The organism is Neorhizobium alkalisoli, assembly GCF_007829835.1.
In the GTDB taxonomy this organism is placed as follows: domain Bacteria; phylum Pseudomonadota; class Alphaproteobacteria; order Rhizobiales; family Rhizobiaceae; genus Neorhizobium.
In genome coordinates, this window is record NZ_VIWP01000003.1 from 555394 (window position 1) to 580555 (window position 25162).

23 protein-coding genes are annotated in these 25162 nt (G+C 61.2%); 13 read left to right on the plus strand and 10 right to left on the minus strand.

Going from position 1 to position 25162, the window contains the following annotated elements:
* Positions 1 to 45: 45 nt before the first annotated feature.
* The 3 genes from xdhA to FHW37_RS13515 all read left to right on the plus strand — a co-directional run bounded on the left by xdhA (position 46) and on the right by FHW37_RS13515 (position 4566).
* On the plus strand, positions 46 to 1518 hold the full coding sequence (gene xdhA, locus FHW37_RS13505; protein WP_145637291.1) for a xanthine dehydrogenase small subunit: 1473 nt from the start codon (positions 46 to 48) through the stop codon (positions 1516 to 1518).
* 193 nt (positions 1519 to 1711) lie between these two features.
* A complete protein-coding gene (gene xdhB, locus FHW37_RS13510; RefSeq protein ID WP_145637294.1) occupies positions 1712 to 4051 on the plus strand; it encodes a xanthine dehydrogenase molybdopterin binding subunit in 2340 nt (779 codons plus the stop codon).
* The gene (locus FHW37_RS13515) at positions 4048 to 4566 is read left to right on the plus strand and encodes a GNAT family N-acetyltransferase (RefSeq protein WP_145637297.1); all 519 of its coding nucleotides are present in this window, start codon (positions 4048 to 4050) and stop codon (positions 4564 to 4566) included. Before xdhB ends, FHW37_RS13515 begins: the two co-directional genes overlap by 4 nt.
* Before the next feature lie 7 nt (positions 4567 to 4573).
* Here FHW37_RS13515 and FHW37_RS13520 read toward each other — a convergent pair whose 3' ends face one another.
* Positions 4574 to 5488 carry a DMT family transporter gene (locus FHW37_RS13520; RefSeq protein ID WP_145637299.1) on the minus strand — a complete coding sequence of 305 codons (915 nt, stop codon included), beginning with the start codon at positions 5486 to 5488 and terminating at the stop codon, positions 4574 to 4576.
* 451 nt (positions 5489 to 5939) lie between these two features.
* Here FHW37_RS13520 and xdhC point away from each other — a divergent pair, with 451 nt between their 5' ends.
* Complete coding sequence (xdhC, locus tag FHW37_RS13525; RefSeq protein WP_145637302.1) at positions 5940 to 6803, plus strand: xanthine dehydrogenase accessory protein XdhC; 864 nt, start codon at positions 5940 to 5942, stop codon at positions 6801 to 6803.
* Here xdhC and FHW37_RS13530 read toward each other — a convergent pair.
* Positions 6777 to 7016: a hypothetical protein gene (locus tag FHW37_RS13530; protein ID WP_145637305.1), complete on the minus strand. Its 240-nt coding sequence runs from the start codon at positions 7014 to 7016 to the stop codon at positions 6777 to 6779. The two genes, xdhC and FHW37_RS13530, sit on opposite strands and share 27 nt — an antisense overlap.
* Positions 7017 to 7197: 181 nt before the next feature.
* Here FHW37_RS13530 and FHW37_RS13535 point away from each other — a divergent pair, with 181 nt between their 5' ends.
* Positions 7198 to 8109: a LysR substrate-binding domain-containing protein gene (locus FHW37_RS13535; protein WP_145637308.1), complete on the plus strand. Its 912-nt coding sequence runs from the start codon at positions 7198 to 7200 to the stop codon at positions 8107 to 8109.
* A gap of 176 nt (positions 8110 to 8285) precedes the next feature.
* Here the strand turns inward: FHW37_RS13535 and FHW37_RS13540 are convergent, their stop codons facing one another.
* On the minus strand, positions 8286 to 8570 hold the full coding sequence (locus FHW37_RS13540) for a hypothetical protein (RefSeq protein WP_145637311.1): 285 nt from the start codon (positions 8568 to 8570) through the stop codon (positions 8286 to 8288).
* A gap of 116 nt (positions 8571 to 8686) precedes the next feature.
* Between FHW37_RS13540 and FHW37_RS13545 the strand changes: the two genes are divergently transcribed.
* A complete protein-coding gene (locus FHW37_RS13545) occupies positions 8687 to 9583 on the plus strand; it encodes a LysR substrate-binding domain-containing protein (RefSeq protein WP_145637314.1) in 897 nt (298 codons plus the stop codon).
* Positions 9584 to 9609: 26 nt separating this feature from the next.
* Here the strand turns inward: FHW37_RS13545 and FHW37_RS13550 are convergent, their stop codons facing one another.
* The gene (locus FHW37_RS13550; RefSeq protein ID WP_145637317.1) at positions 9610 to 9969 is read right to left on the minus strand and encodes a hypothetical protein; all 360 of its coding nucleotides are present in this window, start codon (positions 9967 to 9969) and stop codon (positions 9610 to 9612) included.
* A gap of 349 nt (positions 9970 to 10318) precedes the next feature.
* Between FHW37_RS13550 and FHW37_RS13555 the strand changes: the two genes are divergently transcribed.
* Positions 10319 to 11668 (plus strand): chloride channel protein, encoded by a 1350-nt coding sequence (locus FHW37_RS13555; protein ID WP_145637320.1) that lies wholly within the window; start codon positions 10319 to 10321, stop codon positions 11666 to 11668.
* A 4-nt stretch (positions 11669 to 11672) separates the two neighbouring features.
* Here the strand turns inward: FHW37_RS13555 and FHW37_RS13560 are convergent, their stop codons facing one another.
* Entirely contained in the window at positions 11673 to 12500 is an 828-nt protein-coding gene (locus FHW37_RS13560; RefSeq protein WP_145637323.1) for an oxidoreductase, read from the minus strand.
* 79 nt (positions 12501 to 12579) lie between these two features.
* Here FHW37_RS13560 and FHW37_RS13565 point away from each other — a divergent pair, with 79 nt between their 5' ends.
* Positions 12580 to 13518: an AraC family transcriptional regulator gene (locus FHW37_RS13565; RefSeq protein ID WP_145637326.1), complete on the plus strand. Its 939-nt coding sequence runs from the start codon at positions 12580 to 12582 to the stop codon at positions 13516 to 13518.
* A gap of 271 nt (positions 13519 to 13789) precedes the next feature.
* Positions 13790 to 14923: an acyltransferase family protein gene (locus FHW37_RS13570; RefSeq protein ID WP_145637329.1), complete on the plus strand. Its 1134-nt coding sequence runs from the start codon at positions 13790 to 13792 to the stop codon at positions 14921 to 14923.
* A 171-nt stretch (positions 14924 to 15094) separates the two neighbouring features.
* Here the strand turns inward: FHW37_RS13570 and FHW37_RS13575 are convergent, their stop codons facing one another.
* Positions 15095 to 15886 carry a calcium-binding protein gene (locus tag FHW37_RS13575; protein ID WP_145637332.1) on the minus strand — a complete coding sequence of 264 codons (792 nt, stop codon included), beginning with the start codon at positions 15884 to 15886 and terminating at the stop codon, positions 15095 to 15097.
* Between the two features lie 234 nt (positions 15887 to 16120).
* Here FHW37_RS13575 and FHW37_RS13580 point away from each other — a divergent pair, with 234 nt between their 5' ends.
* Both FHW37_RS13580 and FHW37_RS13585 read left to right on the plus strand, forming a co-directional pair.
* The gene (locus FHW37_RS13580) at positions 16121 to 18082 is read left to right on the plus strand and encodes a diguanylate cyclase domain-containing protein (protein WP_145637335.1); all 1962 of its coding nucleotides are present in this window, start codon (positions 16121 to 16123) and stop codon (positions 18080 to 18082) included.
* 376 nt (positions 18083 to 18458) lie between these two features.
* Positions 18459 to 18746 carry a putative quinol monooxygenase gene (locus FHW37_RS13585; RefSeq protein ID WP_145637338.1) on the plus strand — a complete coding sequence of 96 codons (288 nt, stop codon included), beginning with the start codon at positions 18459 to 18461 and terminating at the stop codon, positions 18744 to 18746.
* 44 nt (positions 18747 to 18790) lie between these two features.
* Here FHW37_RS13585 and FHW37_RS13590 read toward each other — a convergent pair whose 3' ends face one another.
* The 4 genes from FHW37_RS13590 to FHW37_RS13610 all read right to left on the minus strand — a co-directional run bounded on the left by FHW37_RS13590 (position 18791) and on the right by FHW37_RS13610 (position 23148).
* Positions 18791 to 18985, minus strand: coding sequence for a heavy-metal-associated domain-containing protein (locus FHW37_RS13590; RefSeq protein WP_145637341.1), 195 nt, complete (start codon positions 18983 to 18985; stop codon positions 18791 to 18793).
* On the minus strand, positions 18982 to 19416 hold the full coding sequence (gene cueR / locus FHW37_RS13595; protein ID WP_145637344.1) for a Cu(I)-responsive transcriptional regulator: 435 nt from the start codon (positions 19414 to 19416) through the stop codon (positions 18982 to 18984). The genes FHW37_RS13590 and cueR overlap by 4 nt, the downstream gene beginning before the upstream one ends.
* Positions 19413 to 22154 carry a heavy metal translocating P-type ATPase gene (locus tag FHW37_RS13605; RefSeq protein WP_186458249.1) on the minus strand — a complete coding sequence of 914 codons (2742 nt, stop codon included), beginning with the start codon at positions 22152 to 22154 and terminating at the stop codon, positions 19413 to 19415. The genes cueR and FHW37_RS13605 overlap by 4 nt, the downstream gene beginning before the upstream one ends.
* A 214-nt stretch (positions 22155 to 22368) precedes the next feature.
* On the minus strand, positions 22369 to 23148 hold the full coding sequence (locus FHW37_RS13610) for an SDR family NAD(P)-dependent oxidoreductase (RefSeq protein ID WP_145637347.1): 780 nt from the start codon (positions 23146 to 23148) through the stop codon (positions 22369 to 22371).
* Between the two features lie 145 nt (positions 23149 to 23293).
* On the opposite strand from FHW37_RS13610, the gene FHW37_RS13615 reads away from it, so the two are divergent.
* A complete protein-coding gene (locus FHW37_RS13615) occupies positions 23294 to 24214 on the plus strand; it encodes an AraC family transcriptional regulator (protein WP_145637349.1) in 921 nt (306 codons plus the stop codon).
* 146 nt (positions 24215 to 24360) lie between these two features.
* Positions 24361 to 25146, plus strand: coding sequence for a DeoR/GlpR family DNA-binding transcription regulator (locus tag FHW37_RS13620; protein ID WP_145637352.1), 786 nt, complete (start codon positions 24361 to 24363; stop codon positions 25144 to 25146).
* Positions 25147 to 25162 lie beyond the last annotated feature (16 nt).

Consider the following 25162-nt stretch of genomic DNA (forward strand, 5'->3'; position numbering starts at 1 on the left):
GGGTGATTCCAATGCAAAGCCGGCAACGGCGGACGAAGGAGACAGATGAACTCAGCCATTCGCTTCATCCTCAACGGGGAAGACGTCACCCTCGGCGGTTTTGCGCCGACCGAGACACTTCTCGATTACCTGCGTCTGAAGCGACGGCTGACGGGAACCAAGGAAGGCTGTGCCGAAGGCGATTGCGGCGCCTGCACCGTGCTGGTCGGCCGGCTGAGCGAAACCGGCCTGCGATACGAAAGCGTCAATGCGTGCATCCGGCTGATGGGCTCGCTGCACGGAACCCATATCGTCACCATCGAACATCTGGCCGCCGAAGACGGAAAGCTGCATCCGGTGCAGCAGGCCATGGTCGATTGCCACGGCTCGCAATGCGGCTTCTGTACCCCCGGCTTCGTCATGTCGCTTTATGGTCTCTGGCTGTCCAACAGCGAACCGTCGCGGCAGGACATCGAGATCACATTGCAAGGCAATCTCTGTCGTTGCACGGGTTATGAGCCGATCCTGAAAGCCGCCGAACAGGTTGCACGAGAGCGGCCGAGCGCCCTCTTCGACCCGATCGAGCGCGACCGCACCGAGATCATGGCAAAGCTCTGGTCGATCCGCTCCGAAGCGGACACGGTTATCGTCGAAAAGGACGGGGATCGCTCCATCGTGCCGGCCTCGCTGGAAGATCTGGCCGAAATCCTGGCCGCCGAACCAAAGGCGACCATCGTTGCCGGTGCCACCGATGTCGGCCTGTGGGTGACGAAACAGATGCGCCGGCTCGACCCGGTCGTCTTCATCAATCACCTCTCCGAACTGCAATCCATCTCGATCGAACCTGATGGCATCACGATCGGCGCTGGTGTCAGTTATGCCGAGGCGCAAGGGTTTCTCGAAGCGACCATCCCAGCGCTTGGCCAGTTGATCGACCGGATCGGCGGCCAGCAGGTGCGCAATATGGGCACGATCGGCGGCAATATCGCCAATGGTTCGCCGATCGGCGACAGCCCCCCGCCGCTGATCGCGCTCGGCACGCAGCTCACCCTACGCTCCCATTCGGGCCGCCGCGTCATGCCGCTCGAACACTATTTCATCGCCTATGGAAAACAGGACCGCCTGCCGGGCGAATTCGTCGAAAAGATCTTTGTGCCGCATCCAACCGAAGACAGCCATTTCTCCGTCTACAAGATCTCCAAACGCCGCGACGAGGATATTTCGGCCCTGTGTGGCGCCTTTTACCTGATGCTCGACGGTGAAGGACACGTGGAAACCATCCGCATCGCCTTCGGCGGCATGGCGGCGACCCCGAAACGGGCAACCCATGTCGAGGCGGCCTTGACCGGCCAGCCCTGGAGCTGGGGCGTGATTGCGGCGGTGCGCGACCTGTTCGACGAGGACTTTCAGCCGCTCACCGATTGGCGCGCGACCGCCGAATATCGCAGCCTGACTGCCAAGAACTTGCTGACGCGCTTCTTCCTGGAGACAGCCGGCGCACCGACGGAATTGCGCCGGTTCGAGTTGGAGGAGGCTTGAGGATGGAAGAAATGTTTCGCCCAAAGCTGCCCCTCACCCGTCCTTCGGACCCACTTCGCTCGGCGCACCCCCTCCCCGCACGCGGGGCGAGGGGAAACGGTGAGCGCGCCGCACATCCCTTCTCCCCGTCAGAACGGGGAGAAGGTGGCGGCAGCCGGATGAGGGGCTACTATAATCTCGGAGGCACCTTTTGATGGACAAATCCACCTTCGAGACCAAACCCGTCATCAACGGCCCGATGCATGTGTCGCTGAAACATGATTCAGCGCATAAACATGTGACCGGAAGTGCCGAATATATCGACGATATTCCCGAACCGATCGGCACACTGCATGGCGGCCTCGGTCTCGCCGACCGGGCGCATGCGGAAATCCTCTCGGTCGATCTGGAGGCGGTCAAGGCCGCGCCCGGCGTCGTCTGGGTGATCACCGCCGCAGACATTCCCGGCGAAAATGACGTCGCCGCCACTGGCCAGCATGACGAACCGCTGCTGGCGACCGATCTTGTGCAGTTCCACGGCCAGCTGATCTTCGCCGTGATCGCCGAAACCCGCGATCAGGCGCGCCGCGCCGCAAAACTGGCAAAGATCGAATATCGCGACCTGCCGCATTTCACCGATGTCGACAGTGCCCGCGAAAACGGCGCCAAGCTCGTCTGTGAACCGATGACGCTTTTGCGCGGCGAGCCGGAAACCGAAATCGAAAAGCCGCCTCTGCGCATCCAGGCTTCGATGAAGATCGGTGGCCAGGAGCATTTTTATCTCGAAAGCCATATCGCGCTCGCCATTCCTGGCGAGGATGACGACGTCACCGTCTGGTCCTCGACCCAGCACCCGAGCGAGGTGCAGCATATGGTGGCACATGTTCTGGGCACCGCAAGCCATGCGGTCGAGGTCAAGACACGGCGCATGGGCGGAGGTTTCGGCGGCAAGGAAACACAAGGCAACCAGTTTGCAGCCCTTGCGGCGGTGGCCGCCAAGAAGCTGAAACGCGCCGTCAAATTCCGCCCGGACCGCGACGAGGATATGTCGATCACCGGCAAACGCCACGATTTCCGTGTCGATTACGATGTCGCCTTCGACGAGGAAGGCCGCATCCACGCGCTCGATGCCGTTTATGCCGCCCGCTGCGGGTATTCCGCCGACCTGTCCGGCCCGGTCACCGACCGCGCTCTATTCCATGCGGACTCGAGCTATTTCTACCCGCATGTAAAACTGAAATCCGAGCCGCTCAAAACCCACACCGTCTCCAACACCGCCTTTCGCGGCTTTGGCGGCCCACAGGGCATGCTCGGCGCAGAACGGATCATCGAGGACATCGCCTATGCCGTCGGCAAGGATCCGCTGGAAATCCGAAAACTGAATTTTTACGGCCAGCCCGGCTCCGGCCGCACCACGACGCCCTATCATCAGGAGGTCGAGGACAATGTGATTGCCCGCGTTGTCGAGGAGCTGGAAGCGTCTTCGGACTATCAGGCGCGGCGGCAGGCTATCCTCGACTTCAACGAAAACAGCCCGGTCATCCGCAAGGGCATTGCGCTGACACCGGTAAAATTCGGCATCTCCTTCACGATGACCGCCTACAACCAGGCGGGTGCGCTGGTGCATGTCTACAATGACGGCTCGATCCACCTGAACCATGGCGGCACCGAGATGGGCCAGGGCCTTTACACCAAGGTGGCGCAGGTCGTGGCCGAGGCGTTTCAGGTGGATATCGACCGGGTGAAAATCACCGCGACGACGACGGGCAAGGTGCCGAACACGTCTGCTACCGCCGCCTCCTCCGGCTCCGACCTGAACGGGATGGCCGCTTATGACGCCTGCCGGCAGATCAAGGAAAGGCTCGTGGATTTCGCCTGCCGCCAATGGAAGGTGGACAAAAGCGAGGTCGAGTTCCTGCCGAACCGTCTTCGGATCGGCTCGGAAATCGTGCCCTTCGATACCTTTGTCAGGGCTGCCTACTACGACCGCGTGCAGCTGTCGGCCGCCGGTTTCTACAAAACGCCAAAGATCCATTGGGACCGCAAGGCGGGCCGCGGCCACCCCTTTTATTATTTCGCCTATGGCGCCTCGGTCTCGGAAGTTTCGATCGATACGCTGACCGGCGAATATCTGGTCGATCGCACCGATATTCTCCATGATGTCGGCAAATCGCTGAACCCGATCATCGATATCGGCCAGGTGGAAGGCGCTTTCGTTCAGGGCATGGGCTGGCTGACAACGGAAGAGCTGTGGTGGGATGCCAAGGGCAGGCTCCGCACCCACGCGCCCTCGACCTACAAGATCCCGCTGGCCTCCGACCGTCCGAAGATCTTTAACGTCAAACTTGCCGAGTGGTCGGAAAACGCCGAGCCGACGATCGGCCGTTCCAAGGCGGTCGGTGAGCCGCCCTTCATGCTGGCCTTCTCGGTTCTGGAAGCGATCTCCATGGCCGTTGCCAGCATTGCCGATTATTCCGTCTGCCCGAGGCTCGACGCACCGGCAACGCCGGAACGGGTGCTGATGGCGGTGGAGCGGTTGAAGAACATGTCATGACCGTACTGATCCGCCCGGAGCAGCCCAGAGACGAAGACGCGATCCACGACCTGACGCAGGCCGCTTTCCGGCCCATGGCCTACAGTTCGGGCACGGAGGGAAAAATCATCCGCGAGCTTCGTGCCGCCGGTGATCTGACCCTGTCGCTCGTCGCCGAGCAGGATGGACAGATCGTCGGCCATATCGCCTTTTCACCCGTCAGCATCAACGGCCCGCAGGGTAGCTCTTATCTCGATGAGGGCTGGTTCGGTCTCGGCCCGATTTCCGTCCGAGAGGACCTGCAAAGGCAGGGCATCGGCCGGGCCCTGATCCGGGAAGGCCTGCACCGGCTGAAGACGGAAGGCGCAAAGGGCTGCGCCCTGATCGGCAATCCTGCCGTCTATCGCAGCTCCGGCTTCGAGAGCGATGGCCAGCTGTCCTATGGTGGTCTCGACCGGACCTATATCCAGCGGATCGTCTTCGACGGCCCGCCCCCTGCCGGCACGCTGGTCTACAGGCCGGCCTTCGACGGCTGACGCCCCTTTACGGCGTCCCGTCGACATGCGGCAACGGCACCTCCGCCACCTTGTTGCGCTGCCAGGGAAACAGCCCGAGCACCAGCGCGCAGCCGGTGACGATAATCAGCGCCCCAAATCCCTGCAGGACCGACAGCGGCTCGTGCAAAACGATCGCCCCGACGATGACGGCGACGATCGTCACCACGAATTCGACGCTGACCGCCTTGGTGGCGCCGATCGAAGCGACGAGGCGGAAATAGAGAACATAGGTCATGGCGCTCATGACGCAGCCGGCGATCGCCAGATAGATGATGTCGGCAAAACCCGGCAGGTCCGGCACCGGCACCGCGAAAAGAAACGGCAGGCACATGATGCCGCCGGCGAGAAAGGCACCGGCCGAGATTTCCCAGGAACCGGTCGCAGCCAATTTGTGGCTGGCATAATTGCTGCCGAAGGCCGCCGAAAAACAGGCGGCCAGCATGGCGACGCAGCCGAGAATGAAGGACGGTGTCACCGGAACCGCCGGAAAACCGACCAGAAGCACCATGCCGACCCCACCGAGCAGCAGCCCGATCAGCCCGTTGAGCCCGATCCGCTCCAGCCCCCAGACATGGCTGATCAGCATCGAAAAAAGCGGAATGGAAATGACGATGATCGCCGCCATCGCCGTGCCGATCAGCGGCGTCGCATAGGAAAGCCCAAGCAGCTGGCCGGCAACCGTGGTAGCGCCGACGACGGCAAACGGCTTCCATCCGGCCGAAAAATCAAGCCTACGCCGGCCGATTGCGGCCAGCGCGAACAGGGTGACCGCCGCCGTCAGCGCTCGAAAAGCGACGGCGCCGACCCAGCCGAAGGCGAGCACCAGGTGCAGCACGACGAGGAAGGACAGGCCCCAGGCGAGCGAGAGAAAAATGTAGATGGCAAGATCGCGGGATTTCATGGGAGCCTGATGCAGCAAGATGTCGAGAGGCCTCCATACAGGATCGGTTGCAGATCGAAAGGACCGAAAGCGACACGGGTCTTGAAGAATGGAAGATTTGGTGTGCAATCTTTGCTTATGCGAAAAGAAGAATGCCAGATGCGATTTCTTCAACCAGATCGGGAGCCGAGCCGACGAAGCAGTCTGCCGATGAGCGCTCGCCTTGAAGGCCGTTCTATTGCCTATGGGGTTGAAGCGGCGTGGCAGGCGCCCGAGGATCTCCCCCCTTGTGGGGGAGATGTCACGAAAGTGACAGAGGGGGGGAACACCGGCCCGGCATATTTCACGATTGATGGCCAGCGAGCAGGATACCCCCCTCTGCCCTGCCGGGCATCTCCCCCACAAGGGGGGAGATCGGCAAGCGGCAAGCTCCCACCTTATTCTCCGCCTCGGCAATCGTGGGACCATCCGCATGGCTGAACGACCGCTCCCCGCCTTCCTCTCAACTCATCCCCGCTCCGTGCTGATCGAACTCACGGAGGCAAAGGGCTCGACCCCGCGCGAGGCCGGCACGTTCATGCTGGTTTCCGAGCATGCGATCTGGGGCACGATCGGCGGCGGGCAGTTCGAATATATGGCGATCGACAACGCCCGCGCACTTCTTTCGGGCCGTGGTGAGGCGGTGATGGACATCCCGCTCGGGCCGGAAATCGGCCAGTGTTGTGGCGGCCGGACCAAGCTTTCCTTTGCGACGATCGACGAAAACCTGGCTGCCTCGCTCGAAAAGCGATTGTCGGACGAAGCCGATGAGCGCCCCGCCGTTTTTCTGTTCGGTTCCGGACATGTGGGTCTCGCGCTGACAAAAGCGCTTCTGCCCCTGCCCTTTGCCGTCAGCGTCATCGAGACCCGCGCGGAAGCCCTGGAAGAGCTGCCGGCTGGCGTCGCACGGCATCTGTCTGTCATGCCGGAAGCCTTTGTCGAAAACATCCCGGCCGGCGGTGCCGCGATCATCCTGACCCATGACCATGCGCTGGATTTCCTGATCGCCGCGGAAGCGCTCGCCCGCGACGATCTCGCCTATATCGGCATGATCGGTTCGGCGACGAAACGCGCGACCTTTTCCAGCTGGCTGCGGCGTCAAGCGGTCAATGAAACCGCGCAACAGGAGACCGGAGATGCCGAAACCATGCTGTCACGCCTCATCCTGCCGGTCGGCGGCAGTGCGGTGAAGGACAAGCGTCCGGAAGTCATCGCCGCCATGGTGGCGGCGGAACTTCTGACCGTTTATGCCGGGAAAAACCACCATCCATCACGGGCGAAAATCCCGGTCGGCTGAAGTCTGCTGCCCTCGCCAGAAATTCTCCGCCCGGCTGTCGGAAATTGCCTCGGTCAGGCCCGCATCCCGACGCAGGTCCTCGGGCAGATCCGGGCAGCGCGGGCGACCACCGGCAAGTTTCGCGAGCCACCGCATCAGGGAGCGAAAAGGCGCCTGCCAGTGAAAATCCGGCGGCCGCACCGGCATGGCCGGCGACAGGATGGCTACGGGCAAGGCATGGTCTGGAGAAGGCAAAGGTCTGCCCTGTGCGGAAAGCATGGTCGCTCCACATCGATCGGTTTCAATTGGTCTGATGGGATGAGAATTGCGCCGGATTGCCCGAAAATTCCAATTCAATTACAGTGGCCAGCGATAAAGAGAACTTATCGCTAAAAAATTTGATCAAGAGCCGCCGATGAAACTGTCGCGCCGTTTTCCGCTGAATGCTTTGAGGGTGTTCGAGGCGGTGGCGCGTCTTGAAAATTTCACCCGGGCGGCGCAAGAGCTGGGCATGACCCAGACGGCGGTCAGCTATCAGGTCAAGCTTCTCGAAGATCATATCGGCAAAACGCTGTTCATCCGCAAACCGCGCGATCTGCAGCTCACCGAAACCGGTCGCACCATGCTGCCGAAAGTGGCGGAAGCGTTTTCGCTTCTCGTCGAAGCCGTCGGCACTGCGGGAGAGACCCATGGCCAGATGCTGGAAATCCATTCGCCGCCGACCTTTGCCTCGCACTGGCTGTCGCGCCATTTCGGCAGTTTCCAGAATACCCATCCGGAGATTTCGCTGAAGCTGATCCGCCATATGGAGCGCAGCGACGAGGAACGGGCACCGACCGGCATCCTCATCCATATCGGCGCAGAACCGCTGCCGGGGCTGACCTGTCATCCGATCCTGACGCTCACCTATTCGCCCATGCTCAATCCGCAGCTTGCAGCGACGGTCGGCGGCATCCATGAACCGGCGGATCTTCTGAAACTGCCGTGGATTTCGGATATGCATAAAGGCTGGCACGACTGGTTCGAGACGATCGGGCTCGACCAGCACGGCATACGCCATAACAATCTCGACACGTTTGGCGCACTCGAGCTTCAGGCCAATGCAGCGATCGGCGGCCATGGCGTCGCCATGCTGAGCCCCTTCCTGTTTCGGGCCGAACTGGAACAGGGCCGTCTCATCCAGCCTTTCGACATCGGCTGCGGCGACGGCAAGACTTACTGGCTCTGCTATCAACCTGCCCGCCGCAACACGCCGAAGATCAAGGCTTTTGTGACGTGGATAATGGCGGCGCTGGCGGGGGAAAGGGATACAGGCCGGCCGGCCTGACGATCTCCCTCACAAGGGGGGAGATGTCACGAAGTGACAGAGGGGGTACGCAACAGCTCAGCGAATTCAAGGTGAGATAGGAGCGTGGGGATACCCCTCTGCCCTGCCGGGCATCTCCGCCACAAGCGGGGAGATCGGCAAGCCGCACTCTCTGCGACACCTCTCCAACCGTCTGGTCAAAACCCGCGCAGCGACGAACCGAGCTTGGCGATAGAGAGCTGCTCCTCGCTGCTATGGCCATATCCCCTCACCTCGCCAGACTGCCGAAAATCCTTCTCGCCCCAGTCGGGCTCGCCGCGCCGGCCGCGGCCGTCAAAAATGCCGAGATCCCGCTGAAGACCTTCCGGCATGGCCCGCAGATCGAGGTTGTTTTGATGCATGCCCCGGCGGGGGCGAAAAATTTCGAAGAGCGAAAAATATGGCAAAAGCCGCGGTGAAAGATGATCGGCGATCGAGAACATCGCGTTTCTCCCTGGATTTAAGCTGTTTTCTTTTGAATTCCGTGGAGGTAATTTGCGCTTCGAAGCACCGGTTATCCAATCGAATTACCGGATCCATGCATAAAGAGAACTGATCCATGAAACTGTCGCGGCAGATCCCTCTCAATGCGCTGCGCGTCTTTGAATCCGCCGCCCGGCAACTGAGTTTCACCAAGGCCGGCGAGGAACTGGGCCTGACCCAGACGGCGGTCAGCTACCAGATCAAGCTTCTGGAGGATCAGATCGGCGAGCCGCTCTTCCTGCGCCGTCCGCGCCAGGTGACGCTGACCGATGCCGGCGCGCGGCTGGCACCAAAGATGACGGAAGCCTTTGCGATCATGGGAGAAGCCCTGTCGAGCCTGAAGGAAGAGGCGGAAGGCATGCTCGTCATCCACACGACCGCAACCTTTGCCTCGCGCTGGCTCGCCCACCATCTCGGCACGTTCCAGATGGAAAACCCGGGCATTGCCGTCAGGCTCGAAACCTCGCAGGAAATGGTGGATTTCACCCGTGCCGAGGCCGACGTGGCGATCCGCAGCGGCAGCGGTGAGTGGCCGGGATTGAAGTCGCATTTTCTGATGAAGAGCGATTTTACGCCGATGCTGAGCCCGGCGCTGGCCGAGACGATCGGCGGCGTCAACGAGCCGGCGGATCTTTTAAAACTGCGGATCATCGATCCCGGCGATATCTGGTGGCCGCTCTGGTTCGAAGCGGCGGGCATTGCCGATCCGGATCTTTCGGGCCGGCCGTTCAGCCGTTATGGCGCCCAGTCCTTCGAGGCCGCAGCCGCCATGGCCGGCCAGGGTGTCGCGATCCTGAAACCGGAATTTTATGCCGATGACGTGGCGCTCGGCCGCCTGATCCAGCCCTTCGATCTGCGGGCAACGGATGGCAGCGACTATTGGCTCGCCTATCCGGAGGCGCGGCGCCATTCAAAAAAGATCCGCGCCTTCCGCGAATTCATGCGCGGCAAGATGCCGACCTTTCGCGACTAAAGATCAGAAATATCGCGGGCTTGGCCTCAATAGCTCATGTCGGGCGCATAAAAACAGCGCAGCGTATCCTCGTTGGGATAGAGGCAGAGGTGATATTCGGAATCGAGGCTGCGGCGCGCCTGGCTTTGCGGCAGCGTGAAATCATGCTGGCGGGTGATCAGCCGATGATCGCCCGGCCCGATGATGATCTCGTAACCGCCTTTGACGACCTTGACGTTTTTCGTCGAGATCATCTGGCAGTCACCGGTATGGTTGTCGCCGTTACAGCAGAAACCGTCATATTTGAAGCCGGACATGGCTTCGTGGGCCGTGGCCGGGCCGACATGCAATAAGGACGCATACGCAACGATCACACCAGCCAGAATGAATTCCGCATCTCTGGTCATGAGCCTTGTCTCCGTTGATGATCCCATCCCCGGCGTGGCTTAACGCAATACCCGGCAACGCCGGCTGTCTTGCAATTGTCATGATAGGTTGAGTCGGCTTTTCAGCGAACCCTCATTTATTGCGATGCACAAGTGAGTATATTAGGCTTTCATCATGCATCGATGCGCGCGCTTAACGGCGGCGCCGTATTGAGGGTTCCAGGGCGGGAACATTTTCGGCTGGCGGTGACCTGTGCGGATAGAGAGGACAAGGCGAGCCTTTACCAGCCTCTGCACTTCCCTTAGGGGTTTCGCCCCCATCTCATCGCGGCTAAAAGAGCAAAAACCATCTGCCTGCGCCGAGACCGCAATGCCAAGCTTCTATCGCAAATCGAAACTGCTGCGCCGATCGAAAGTGATCTTCGGATCCGCGGCGCTGTGGAAACCACGGCTGGTTTTCTGGCTCGGGGCGCTGGCAATCGGAGTGATCAGCGTCGGCTTTGCCGAACTGGCGGATATGGCGCAGAAGGCGTTCGGTGCCCTGACATCCTCCGGCCAATGGGGATTTCTGCTGCCGCTTCTGCTTGCCCCTGCCGGCTTCATGCTTTCGGCCTTCCTTGCGGCCAAACTGTTTCCCAATTCGCAAGGCAGCGGCATTCCGCAGGCGATCGCGGCACGGCATCTGCGCGACGAGAAGGATCGGGTCAAGCTGCTGTCGCTAAAAATCGCCTTCGGAAAGATCCTGCTCACCGTGCTGGGGCTTTTCTCCGGCGCCTCGATCGGTCGTGAGGGGCCGACGGTGCAGGTCGGGGCGTCGATCATGCTGTCGGTCGCCCGGTTCGGCGGCATGGCGCAGGCGCGCGGGTTGATCCTTGCCGGGTCCGCCGCCGGCATTGCCGCGGCCTTCAACACGCCGCTGGCCGGCATCGTCTTTGCGATCGAGGAAATGAGCCGCACCTACGAGTCGCGCGCCAATGGCATCGTGCTCACCGGCGTCATCCTGTCTGGCCTTGCAGCGCTCGGGCTTGCCGGCAGCTATAATTATTTCGGCGAGGCTTCGGTCGCTCCGACCGCTTGGCGCGACTGGGGTCTGGTCCTTGCCTGCGGTATTGGCGGCGGCGCGCTAGGCGCCGGTTTCAGCGGGTTTGCGCTGCATTTCGGCCGGCGTGTCCGCGCCTGGGCGCAGCCGCAGCCGCTTTACCGCATGGTGGCGCTGGCCGGCATATGCGGATTGGCCGTGGCGCTGATCGGCATTGCGTCCCATGGCGCGACTTTTGGAACCGGATACGAACAGGCGCGCGGCGCGGTCGAGGGGCAGGCGCTGCCGGCCTTTTTCTTCGTCGAAAAGCTGCTGGCGAGTTTCCTCTCCATGCTGTCCGGCATTCCCGGCGGCATTTTTGCGCCTTCGCTGGCCGTCGGCGCAGGCTTCGGCAGCACGATGGGTTCGCTGTTCGGCACCAGCATCGCGCTCGCCGCCATTCTCGGCATGGCCGGTTATTTTTCGGGCGTCGTGCAGGCGCCGATGACGGCCTTCGTGATTATTCTGGAAATGACCGGTGACCATCAGGCCGTGATCCCGATCATGGCTGTCTCCATGATCGGATATGTCACCTCGCGCATCCTCTCGCGCGAGCCGCTTTACCACGGCCTGTCGCGGGTCTTCATTTCGGCAGCGCTCCGGGCCCGGCGTTCGGCCCATAAGGAAACGGCAGCGGCCTGAAATCTCAGCCGTCGGTCGAGACGGTTACCAATTTCCACGCCTCGATCTCCGCCTGCAGCCGCTCGACCCGTTCCGACACGAATTTCAGCGCGTCGCTGCCGAGTAGAAGCTGCGGCGGCGGATTTTGCTGTTCGACCAGGTCGAGAACCGCCGCCGCCAGCTTTTCCGGATCGCCGAGCTGGCGGCCGCTCTTTTCCTGCCGCGCCTGACGGATCGGGTCGAAAAGCGGATCATAGTCGGCGATCGAGCGTTCCGTGCGCACCATCGAGCGGCCGGCCCAGTCGGTGCGGAAGGAACCGGGGCAAAGGGCCGTCACATGCACGCCAAAGGGTGCCATTTCGGCCCGCATCACCTCGGAAATCCCCTGCAAAGCAAACTTGCTGCCGCAGTAATAGGCGATCCCCGGCATGGTGATCATCCCACCCATCGAGGTGACGTTGACGATAAAACCGCGCCGCCTCTGCCGGAACCGCGGCAGAAAAGCCTTGGCGACCGCAACGGCGCCAAACACGTTGACGTCGAACTGGCGCCGCATCTCCTCGATCGGTGATTCCTCCAGCACGCCCTCATGGCCGTAACCGGCATTGTTGATCAGCACATCCACCGGCCCATAGCTCTCCTCCGCCTCGGCCACGACATCGCCGATGCGGTCGAATTCGGTGACGTCGCAAAGAACCGTGCGGATTTCGGGAAGCTTTTCCAGAAGGGCCGCGCGCGATGCTTCGGAACGCACGGTGCCGATCACCTGATGGCCTGCGGCTATGGCGACTGTCGCGATGGCAAGGCCGAAACCGGAATTCGCACCGGTGATGAAGAAGGTTTTGTTCGACATGATCCGCAACTCCTTGATTGATGGCGGACTTGACAGATATTATTGAAACACATGGCATTCGATTGCGGATCGTCTGAAAATGTTGCCAAATCCTATCATGTCGCCATCCCTATCCTCTCGACGGGAAGAGCTGGTCGGACTTGCCTCGACCCTCGGCCCCAGACGCGGTTACAATCCGACCGGGCTTGGCAGCGTGCGTATCCTGCGCACCGAGGCTGTGCTGCGCGACATTCCGGTCCTTTACCGACCGGGCGCCGTTTTCGTGCTGCAGGGAAGCAAGCAGGGTTTTCTCGAAGGCGACGTCTATCGCTACGACGAGGACCATTATCTCGCCGTCTCCCTGCCCGTGCCGTTCCGGATGCAATCGACCGCGAGCCCGCAAAGACCGCTGATCGCCGTCTATGTCGAGTTCGACATGGCCATGGCCGCCGAGATCGCCATCGAGGTCGAGGCGCAGGGCGCGTTTCAGGCAAGGCAGCCCGCCGAGAAGCCGAAAAGCCTCGTCTCGAGCCGGATGTCAGCCGAGATCGAGGATGCGCTGATGCGGCTTTTGACGGCCTTGTCGAGCCCGGTCGAGACCGCCGTGCTGGGCGCGGGCCTTTTGCGCGAACTGCATTATCGCGTGCTGATCGGCCCGCAGGGTGACGCGATGCGTGCCGCGCTCAGGCAGCAGGGCACGAGCGGGCGGGTGATGCAGAGCCTGACCTATCTGCGGGAAAATTTCGGCTCGGAAATCGCCGTTGCCGATCTGGCAAGAGATGCCGGCATGAGCGTCCCCTCTTTCCACGTCCATTTCCGGGAACTGACCGGCAGCAGCCCGATGCAATATATCAAGGCACTGCGGCTGCATGAGGCGCGGCTGATGATCGCCCGGCAGACAAGCACGATCGCCGAGATTTCCGGTATCGTCGGTTATGCCAGCCCGGCGCAGTTCAGCCGCGACTTCAAGCGGCATTTCGGGCGCACCGCCTCGCAGGAGCTGGCATGGGTGCGTCACCATCTCGGCGAGATGATCTGAGTTTTTCAGCGCCCACCCCGCTACACCCCTTGATTGCAAACAGCATTTTAGCAGCGCTGGACGCCCGCTGCTGAGCGAATAGATGCTGATCTATGCTTGAGTGAAAAATCTACAGTCAAAGATCCACCCAAATAAAAATCGTTAATATTCCGGAATCGATAAAATAAAACCCAAGTTGGTAACGGTTGGATAATCCATGCAGAATAGATTGCAACCATTAAGGGAATATGAGTCTTTGTAAATACACGTCTAACATCCGGTGGGGGCTGGGATGCAGCGTCGTCATGACCTTGATTTTGTTCGGGTTGCGGTGTTTCCGCTGCTTATTTTATATCATGCCAGCCTGATATACGGCACACGTGATTTCCTGATCAAATCACCCGCTGCGGAATCACTGTTCGACGTGTTTTATGTGCTGACGCATCCTTGGCGAATGATGCTTCTGTTCTTCGTTTCAGGCGCTTCCGCGACGCTTGCGCTCCAGAATGGCACAATCGACCGTTTCACAATGGCACGCATGAAACAGCTGCTTTTGCCGCTCATCGTCGGCATGCTGATCCTCATCCCGCCGCAGATCTATGTCCGCCTCAATGATCTCGACGGCCTGAATATCGGCATGATGGAAGTCTTCCGCCACTACCTGACATTGTCTCCCTTGCCGCTTCCGGATGGGCGGATGATGCCGTTGTTTGGCACGGAGCATCTCTGGTATCTGATCTATCTGTGGTGCTACACGGTGATCCTGGCATTGGCCGTTGCGCGACATGGTCGCCATGTCACCTGCATGGCCGAGTTTCTTGGCAGGCAGCTTTCCGGCCCACGCCTGTTCATTCTTCCCGTCCTGTTTCTTCTTGTCGTCCGGGTCACGCTGCGCCCCTTCTTTCCGCCGACGCTCAACCTGGCAACGGACTGGTATTCTCATGCGCTCTATTTCCCCACCTTCCTTGCCGGCGCCTTGCTCGCGCGGCATGAAGGGTTCTGGAAGGAGATCGTTCGGTATCGCAGCGCCGCGTTGATCCTTGCCATGACTTGCGGCGCGATGTTGCTGGTGAGGAATTTCACGGTGCCGTCGGAGGATCGGGGTTTTGTCGATCTTGCCTATAGCAATGTGGTGATCGCCATGTTCCGCTGGTACGCCATTGCTGCCGTGCTTGGTTATGCAAAGCGCTACTGCACGAGGGCGCACCCCGCCGTCAGTTATTTCAACAAGGCGGTGCTGACCCTCTATGTGCTGCATCAGACGGTGATGGTCCTGCTGGCGCATTGGCTGAACGAAATGCACCTGCTCGGGCCGCACGCCTTTCTGCCGCTTGCGATCCTGACGCTGATGATCTGCGGTCTTATCTACGAGGCGATGCGCAAGACGCGTCTCGTTCTGCGCCCGCCTCTGCCGGCTGCGGCCTGATGATAAAACGGCGGCCCGACGCCGCCGTTTTCAGTTCGATCCCGATGGTTTTCCTCAAAGCAGGAAAAAGTCCTTCGTCACCTGGGTGACGCCGTCGAGCTTCAGCAGGAAATCCGTCTGCCGATCGCCATCGACGTCGGCCGCCACATAAAGGCCGGTCGTGAGTTTCTGCTAGCGCAATTCGCCCGCCTCGCCGGAATAGGCGGCCTTGCCGATGAAATGAAAATCCTGCCGGCCGGCCGTCGTTGTATCCGCATCCATGAAGGAGAGATCGATCTTGTCCTTTTCCTTCAGGCTGAAGTCGAAGATGACGGAGGGGATGCTGCGCTGGGAATCGAGGACCGACTTGAACACGAAACGGTCGGCGCCTTCGTCGCCATAAAGCGCGCTGAAGCCGTGGCCGCCCCAGAGAAGATCGTTGCCGGTGCCGCCATGCAGCTCGTCGCTGCCATCACCGCCGTAAAGCTTGTCATTGCCTGCTTCGCCGTAGATCCGGTCATTGCCGGCAAGGCCGTACAGCGTCTCGGCCTTGCGGTTGCCGACGATATTGTCGTCGCCGAGCGTGCCGGTCAGCGAGGTCGAATAGTTGTAGAAGGTTTCCTCGACATCACGGATATCGATCACCTGGTTGGAAATTCGCTCGTTGCCGAGTGAATCCACCGCACGAATGGTGACGAACTGACGGGTGTTGTAACCATCCGCATCGTAATCGAAAACCTTGGTGGAACGGATCTCGTTGCCGACCAGGGTGAAATTGTCGGTCGTTTCCGTCGTCGTGCCGGTATAGTGGCCATCGGCATCATAATTATAATGCTCGGCATATTGCCCGATCATCTCGAAGGTGAAGGCATCACCATCCAGATCCCGAATATCGAGCTTCAGATAAAGACTGTCGATCGGTTGGCTTTCCAGCTGGCTGCCGCCGGCTGCGGTATAGATATAGGGAGCTGTGTTGATGGCCATGTCATCCTCATCCAGGGCTTTATTTTAGAGAAAACTATAGCCGCATTTCTTCCGGTCAAGCCGTGGATACTTGTCATGTGCCACGGAGATACATGAAATATTCATGTCTTTTCCCGCGCACGATGAGGCCTTAGCCATCACCTCAACCTGTGATATTCTGCATTCGGCATTATTCAGTTTTCCATAATATATTAATGCCATGCTTGCCGACCTCCCGTTTTCCGGAGGAGGCCGATGCGGTCCCTGGTTTTGCGATCCGTCGTTTCGTCCGTGCTGGCGGCCAGCGCGCTTTCGTCCGTCGTGGCGCTGCTCGGATGGGGCGAATATTCCAACTGGAAAGGCCAGGTCGCAAGCGTCGAGAAAAGCCTCGAACAGACCGCCGAGGCGCTGACCCAGCATGCCGATGACCTGATCGAAATGAGCCGCCTGCCGCTGTCGAGCCTGATCGTCGAGATCCGCGACAACCAGGGCAGCCCCGACCTGCAGGAGAAGATCGACGAGCTGATCATGCGGCAGCTGAAGGCCTCGCCGACCATCCGCACCCTCTCCTATCTCGGGCCGGACGGAAAGCTGGTCGCCACATCCGCTGACCCGCATGCAATCGGCAGCGATTACAGCGAGCGGGATTATTTCCAGTATCACAAGTCGAGCCCCTTCCCGCTCGCCGTGCTCGGCAAGCCGGTGAAGAGCCGGCTTTCTTATGAATGGGTGCTACCGATCAGCCAGCGCGTCGTGTTTGCCGACGGCTCATTCGGCGGCGTCGTGGTCTCGACCATTCCGGTCAATCACTTCATCAATTTCTTCCGCAATTTCGGGCTTGGCCCGCAGGCTTCCTTCCTGCTGGTGCGCGGCGACGGCATGGTTCTGGCGCGCGGGCCGATGGCGGAAAACGTGCTCGGGACCGACATGTCGAGCCAGGCCCTGTTCACCGATGATCTCAAAAAATACCCCTCGGGCGCCCATCATTATCGCTCGCGCAATGACGGCATCGACCGGATTGGCGGTTTTTACCAGAGCACGCGCACCGGCATTGTTGGACTAGCCGCGGAATCCGAACGCGACACGTTTCTGAAATGGGTGGCGACGGCAAAAATCCGCTGGTTTTACGGCGGCGTGCTTCTGCTCGTTGCAGCCCTCGCCTTCCTTTACTGGCGGCGCCAGACAGGCCTCAAAGAGGCCAATGCCAGGCTGCTGGAAGCCCGCGAGGCGGAATTCCGTCTGCTGGCGGAATCCTCCAGCGACGTGATTTCGCGTTTCGACGAAAACGGCATCCGCGAATATGTCTCTCCCTCCAGCCGCAACATTCTCGGCCTGCCACCAGAACAGCTGATCGGCAAAAGCGTGTTCGCCAACATGCCGCCCGAGACGCTTCTCATCGTCAAGGCGGCGGCAGAACGGATGCTGGCCGGCTCCCGGCACGAAAAATTCGTGACGCCGCACCGGAAACCCGACGGCACGGAAGTCTGGCTGGAAACCGCTCTCAGCGCGCTTCCCGCGCCGGATGGCGGCAGCGCCAGCCGTGTCGTCGCCGTCACCCGAGATGTCACCCGCCACAAGCTGGAACAGGATGCGCTCGATCTTCTGGCCAATAGCGACGAGCTGACCCGGCTTTCCAATCGGCGGCTGTTCAATATCCGTTTCGACGAGATGATGCTTTCCGCCTGCCAGGGCGGCCATTGCCTGTCGCTGCTGATGATCGATGCCGACCGGTTCAAGCTCTATAACGACACCTATGGCCATGCGGCCGGCGACGAATGCCTGCGCCAGATCGCCGGCATCATCCGCCAATGCGTGCGCCGCCCGGGTGACATCGCCGCCCGGTATGGCGGCGAGGAAATGGCCGTGCTGCTCTCCGGCACGGATGCGAGCGGCGCGCAGGACGTGGCCGAGGCGATCCGCACCGGCATCGAGGCACTGGCGATCCCGCATGAGAACAATGGGCCTTTCGGCCGCGTCACTGTCAGCATCGGCACTGCGACCTATTCGGCAAGGCCGGCCAATATTGTGGCCGTGACGGCAACCGGCATCACGGCGGATAATGACAGCGGCGAGGCAGGCCTCGAGCCTGAAGGCGCCGCGACGGCGGAAGCGCTGTTTTCCGATGCAGATGCGGCGCTCTACAAGGCCAAATCCCGCGGCCGCAACCGCGTCGTCGCCGGCGGCAAACCGGCGGTGCTGCTGCGCTCGGTGAATTGAAGCCGGGGGCTGGCGGCAAATCGATCTTCCCCTGTGGGCAGGGCTATCGCATATGGATGAAGAGCGTGCCGTCAGCGGATCTCCCCCCATGTGGGGGAGATGCCCGGCAGGGCAGAGGGGGGTATCTCCACACTCTTATCTCGCCTTGAAATTATTGAGACGTTGCTGCCCCCTCTGTCACTATCGTGACATCTCCCCCACAAGGGGGAGATCATGGGGAGTTCGCCGAGCCCGCTTCGAGCTCATATGCGATAGCCCTGCCCACAAGGGGAGATCGTTTGGCGTGCCCCGCGACATTCCGTCCCCGTTCCCTCGCGTCATCTTTCTGATTTGTTGGCATGGCAACAAAATATCGAATTTTGACCGGAGTGATTTCATGATCGAAGCGATTTTTGCCTTCCGCGCCCTGCCCGGAAAGGAAGACGAGCTGCGCGAGGCGACCCTTGCGATCGTCGAGCCGACCCGCAAGGAGGACGGCTGCATCCAGTTCGTCGTCAGCGAAGACACGTCCAGCCCCGGCACGTTCTTCATCCGCGAAACCTGGCGCGACCAGGCGGCGCTCGATGCGCATTTCGCCCAGCCCTATCTCCAGGACCTGGTCGAGATCCACAAGCGCATCCTCGCCGAACCACTGAAGATGCACCCGCTAAAGGTCTATCCCTAAGATTTTTCGAGGCCGCCGGCGTCACGTCGGCGGCCTTTATAATATCACGCCCGTTCCGGCGTATAACCCGCCTCGCGGATCGCCTCTTCGGCCTTTGCGGCATCGCCCTCGACCGTCACCTTATGGGCGGAAAGGTCGATGGTGACGGCAGCGCCCGGCAGCACGTCTTCCAAAGCGCCGCGCACGGTCTTTTCGCAATGGCCGCAGGTCATGTCGGATACGGTGAAGGTCGCGGTCATCTCAATTCTCCTTCGTGATGGTGATGCTGATCGTGGAGCGGCTTTTCGCCGGCAAGATCGTCGAGGATCGGGCAATCCGGGCGGTGGTCGCCGCCGCAGCAATGGGCGAGATGTTTTAACGTCTTCACCATGCCCTGCATTTCGGCAATGCGCCGTTCGAGATCGGCGATATGGCCGGTCGCGACCTCCTTGACGGCGGCGCTGGTGCGGCTCTTGTCCTGCCAGAGTTTTAGGAGCGTCTCGGTCTCTTCCAGCGAAAACCCGAGCGAGCGGGCACGCCGGACGAAGCGCAGGACATGCACCTGTTCCTCATCATAAACCCGGTAATTATTGCCGCTGCGCGAGGCCGGCCGGATCAGGCCGATCTCCTCGTAATAACGGATCATTTTGGCCGAAACGCCGGATGCGTCCGAGGCCTGGCCGATATTCATCTTATTTCTCCGAGTTTAAACGTCTTCAGTCTCAGCGCATTGCCGAGCACAAAAACACTGGACAGCGCCATCGCCGCAGCCCCGATCATCGGCGACAGCGTGATGCCGGCGATCGGATAAAGCACGCCGGCCGCAACCGGGATCAGCGCCACGTTGTAGCCAAAAGCCCAGAACAGGTTCTGGCGAATATTCTTCATCGTCGCGCGGCTGACACCGATCGCCGAGACAACGCCCGAGAGATCGCCACCGACCAGCACGACATCAGCGCTTTCGATGGCGATATCCGTGCCGGTGCCAATCGCGATGCCGATATCGGCGGCAGCGAGTGCCGGCGCATCGTTGATGCCGTCGCCGACGAAGGCGAGTTTTTTCGAGGAGGAAGGCTCGCCCCTCATCCGCCTACCGGCACCTTTTCCCCGCTCGCGGGGAGAAGGGATATGCCGCAACGTCTCGATTTCCCCTCGCCCCGCTTGCGGGGAGAGGGTGAGCCGAGCGGAGCGGAGGCTGGGTGAGGGGCTTTCTGCCTCGCCGCCCTGCAGCGTCCGGATCGCCTCCACCTTGCCCTCTGGCAGAACCTCGGCAAACACCCGCTCGATACCGACTTTTCGGGCAATCGCATCCGCCGTGCGGCGATTGTCGCCGGTCACCATCGCCACCTCGATACCCAGCGCCTGCAGACGCTTGATCGCCGCAACACTCGACGGTTTCAGCGGATCGGCTACCGCGATAATGGCGGCCGGTTTTCCGTCGATTGCAGCGTAGAGCGGTGTCTTGCCTTCGTCGCCAAGCCGTGTCGCCACGCTTGAAAACGCATCCACGGAGAGGCCGGACTTTTGCATCAGCCGGTCGGCGCCAACCAGAATTTTGCGGCCTCCGACAGTGGCCTCGATGCCGTAGCCGGTGATCGAGGAAAAGGCCTCGACTTTTGACAGGACAAGCCCCCTCGCCTCTGCTGCCTTGACGATGGCATCGGCGATCGGATGTTCCGACTGCGCCTCGACGGCAGCGACCAGCCCCAAAACCTCAGCCTCTTCAAAACCTTCCGCAACAACGAGATCCGTCAGTTCCGGCCGGCCGAGCGTGATCGTGCCGGTCTTATCGAGGACGACCATGGAGACATCGCTCAGCTGCTGCAGCGCCTCGCCCTTGCGGAACAACACGCCGAGCTCCGCCGCACGTCCACCGCCGACAACGATCGAGACCGGGACGGCAAGGCCCATGGCGCAGGGGCAGGCGATGATCAGCACGGCGACGGCATTGATCAGCGCATGGGTGAGCGCCGGCTCCGGACCGAACACGAACCAGATGATGAAGGTGATGGCCGCCAGCGCGATGACCGCCGGAACGAACCAGGCCGTGACGCGATCGACCAGCGCCTGGATCGGCAGTTTTGCCCCTTGCGCCTGTTCGACCATGCGGATGATGCCGGACAGCATCGTATCGCGGCCGACCTTTTTCGCCCTGAATCGGAAGGCGCCGGTGCGGTTGATCGTGCCGCCGGTGACCGGTGATCCGGCCGTTTTTTCGACAGGCAGCGGTTCACCGGAAATCATCGATTCGTCGATATTGGACGTGCCGTCGATGACAGTGCCATCGACCGGCAGCCTTTCGCCGGGGCGGACGAGGATGATATCGCCGACCCGGACCTCTGCGGCCGGGATGTCGAGCACCTCACCGTTGCGTTCGACCCGCGCGGTTTTTGCCTGCATGCCGGCAAGTTTCGCGACCGCCTCGCCGGTGCGGCCGGTGGCGCGCGCCTCGATCAGACGGCCGAACAGGATCAGCACGGTGATGACGGTCGCCGCCTCGTAATAGACGTAGCGGGCCGCCTCCGGCAAAAATTCCGGCGCGAAGGTGGTGACCAGCGAATAGAGATAGGCGGCGAGAACGCCGACCGCGACCAGCGAATTCATCTCCGGATGGCCGCGAAACAGAGCCGGCAGGCCGATCTTCAGGAAACGAAAACCGGGCCAAAAGATCACTGCCGTGGCGAGGACGAAATAGAGATAATAGAGGTTTTGGGTCTCGATGACGCCCATCAGCCAGTGATGGAAGGGCGGGTAGGCATGGCCCGCCATTTCCAGCACGAAGACCGGCAGGGTGAGGATGAAGGCGATGATGAGGTCACGCCGGAGCAGGCCTGCCTCGCCCTGGTGCATGTGCATATGGTCGTGGGCGGCATGGCTATGGGAAGCATGGTCGTGGCCGGCATGGGCATCGCTGGAATGGGTGTGGTCCATATGGGCGTGATCGAGGGGTGAATGCTGATCATCCGACATGTGCATATGAGTCGCATGCTCTGCGCCGCCCCTCATCCGGCTGCGTCCTTCGGTCCCTTCTCCCCGTCCTGACGGGGAGAAGGGACCCGTTGCACTGTTGCCGTCCCCCATCGATGCCGAACTGGGCACGTCCTCTCTCCCCGCCTGCGGGGAGAGGGTTAGGGTGAGGGGCGGATCCTGGCTCTGGTCCTGCGCATACCCCGCCTCCCGCAAGGCATGATCCATCGCACCGGCCGGCACTTCGTATCCCAGCTTGCGGATCGCCTTTTCGAGGTTTTGCGGATCGAACCCTTCGCCCGTCTCGACGGTCAGCTTTTTCGTCGCAAAATTGACGGCGCTCTTTTCCACGCCCGGCACTTTCGCGGCACCGGTTTCGACGCGACGGACGCAGGAGGCGCAGGTCATGCCTTCGACGGGAAAGGTCAGGGGAATACGCTTTGGGTCGACGATCTGGTTCATGGGACGATCTCGCTTTCGCACCCCATGTAAGGCTTCCCATCATGGGAAGGTCAAGGGGCATCCGAGACTTCGTCACAATCCTTCAGCGGCACCCGGCCCAAGCGGCAACAAAGGCAGCAGGACGGGCAGTGAAGGCGGGGACGGAGAGCTGTCGGCGATGCGGACAATGCGCCCTTCCCGCCTCCGGCTCTTGTCGTTTCCCCCACCCGAATGCTCAGATATGGATGCCGCCCGAAACCTCGATCCGCTGGGCATTGACCCAGCCGAACTCATCCGAGAGAAGACCGGCGATCACCGTGCCGACATCATCCGGCAGGCCGACGCGTCCAAGCGCGGTGTGACTGGCGACCGCCTTGTTGACATCCGGATTGTCACGCACCATGCCGCCGCTGAAATCGGTGGCGATGGCGCCCGGCGCCACGACATTGGCGGAAATGCCGCGCGGACCAAGCTCGACCGCCATGTAGCGGGTCAGCGCCTCGACCGCCGCCTTCATCGGCCCGTAGATCGCCCGGCCATTCATCGCGAAACGGGCAAGGCCGGAGGAAATATTGACGATGCGGCCGCCATCATTGATCAGCGGCAGCAGCGCTTGGGTGAGCAGAAAAACGCCCTTGAAATGCACGGCAAACTGCGCGTCTAGCTCGGCTTCCGTGCCGCTTGCCAGCGTCGCGGTCGAGGAGATGCCGGCATTGTTGACGAGATAGTCGAAACGTTCGGCACCGATCCTGCCAAGCGCCGCCTTCACACGGTCGGCGAAATCCGCAAACGACGCGGGCTTGCCGGCATCAAGCTGCAGGGCGATCGCCGTCACACCGGCCTCGGCGGCAAGGGCCACCACCTTTTTCGCTTCTGCCTGATTTGAATTGTAGGTGAAGATCGAGCTGACGCCGCGCTTTGCCAGCGCCAGCACCGCACTGCGGCCGATGCCACGGCTGCCACCGGTAATCAGGGCGATCTTCTTGGCTGAATTTGCTTGAGTTTCGGTTGTCATGGCCAGTCTCCTTGGCTGAATTCCTGCCCCGACCATAGGCCCTCAAGGTGGCCGAATTGAATGCCGGAACCGCGCCAATTCTTGCCTATTCCTGTTCTGCATCGTAGAATGCACGTCACTTTCGCCGAGCGGAGATCGAAAAGACATGGAAGAACTGGCGGCGGCCCTGCGGCGCTATACGGAGCGGCAGGAAGGCGAAAATCCTTATTTTACGCCGATCGAGACCATGATCGTGCTGCGCTCCGACCATCCCAAACCGCCGGCGCACCGGATGTCGCAGCCGGCGCTCTGCATCGTGGCGCAGGGGGCAAAATGGGCGACATTCGGCGGCACGAAGCTGGAATATCGGGCGGGTGAGGCTTTGGTCGTCGGCGTCGAGGCGCCATCGATCGGACGCGTCAGCGAGGCCAGCCCGGAAGAGCCCTGCCTTGTGCTGATCCTCGCCCTCGATCTGGAGATCATGCGCAGCGTGATCGAGGGTCTCTCACCGCCGCCAAAGCCGATGGGCGAGAGTGGCCGTGGCGTGCTGGTCACCGATTTTAAAGGCCCGCTTGCCGATTGCGCGCTGCGCCTCGTGCGCCTTCTCGATACGCCCTCTGCGATCCCGACGCTCTATCCGGTGATCATGCGCGAAATCTGCTACTGGCTGTTAAGCGGCCCACATGGCGGCGAAATCGCCCGGATGGCGATGACCAGCACGCCATCGCACCGGGTGCTGGAGGCGATGCGGACACTGCGTGAAAAATTTGCCGCTCAAATCCGCGTCGACGACCTTGCCGCCATCGCCCAGATGAGCCCGTCTGCCTTTCACCGCCAGTTCAAGGCGCTGACCGCGCTTTCGCCGCTGCAGTACCAGAAGCAGTTGCGGCTGCTCGAAGCCCGGCGGCTGATGGTGTCGCACGGGCTGAATGTCGAGGCTGCGGCTTTTCAGGTCGGCTATGAAAGCCCTTCGCAGTTCAGCCGCGAATATGCCCGCATGTTCGGCGAGCCGCCGAAACGGGACGTGACACGGATGGCGGTACGAGGACGCGAGGGAGATGGCGAAGAAGTCAGAGGCGTGGCGTAAGGGTCGAAAAGGCTCAGATACGGCAAGCGCTGCATGACATGCAGCCGACCATCATGGGGAAAATCCCCACCCAAAATTCTTGATTTCGCACGGTCTCAATCTTTTCGCCCGTTGACTCGCATATTTATGCACGTTAGTGCACACTTATGAGCGATTGTCTTCCATCTTCCAGACGTGACGTCATTGAGGCCCGGCTTGCGGCAGGGCAACAGGTGTCGGCCACATCCCTTGCCGACGAATTCGACGTCTCGGAAGATGCGATCCGCCGCGATCTGAGGGCGCTTGCCGCGGAGGGGAAATGCCGCCGCGTTTATGGCGGCGCCGTGCCCCTACTCGCATCCGCACGGCCAATGGCGCTCCGCGTCAGCGAGGGTTCGGTGCGCAAAAGCCAGCTCGCCCAGGCCGCGGCCAAGACGATAAAGCCCGGAGAACTGGTGTTTCTGGATAGCGGCAGCACCAATCTTGCCATGGTGGATTGCCTAGCGCCGGAGCTTGGCCTAACCGTCGCCACCAATTCGCTGGATATCGCCGCCGCACTTGCCAGGCGCGAGGATATCGAACTCATCCTGATCGGCGGCGCCTTCAACCGCCATGTCGGCGGCAGTGTCGATGCATCGGCGATTGCTGCGGTCAGCCTGCTCAACATCGATCGCTGCTTCATCGGCGCCTGCGCGGTTTCCGGCGCAACCGGCATAAACGTGCATGACCATGCGGATGCGATTTTCAAGCGCGCCGTGCTGCAGAACAGCGCGACATGTTCGGTGCTTGCAACATCGGAAAAATTCCAGGAACGCGCGCCCTATCGCATCGCCACCCCGTCACAGATCGAAACTCTCTTCGTCGAAAGCGACCTGCCGGCGAACGAGGCGGAAAAGCTGACGCAGGCGGGTTTCAACCTCGTCCGGGCGGCACCTGCATCAACGACGAACTGACCTTAGTCCAGAGGAA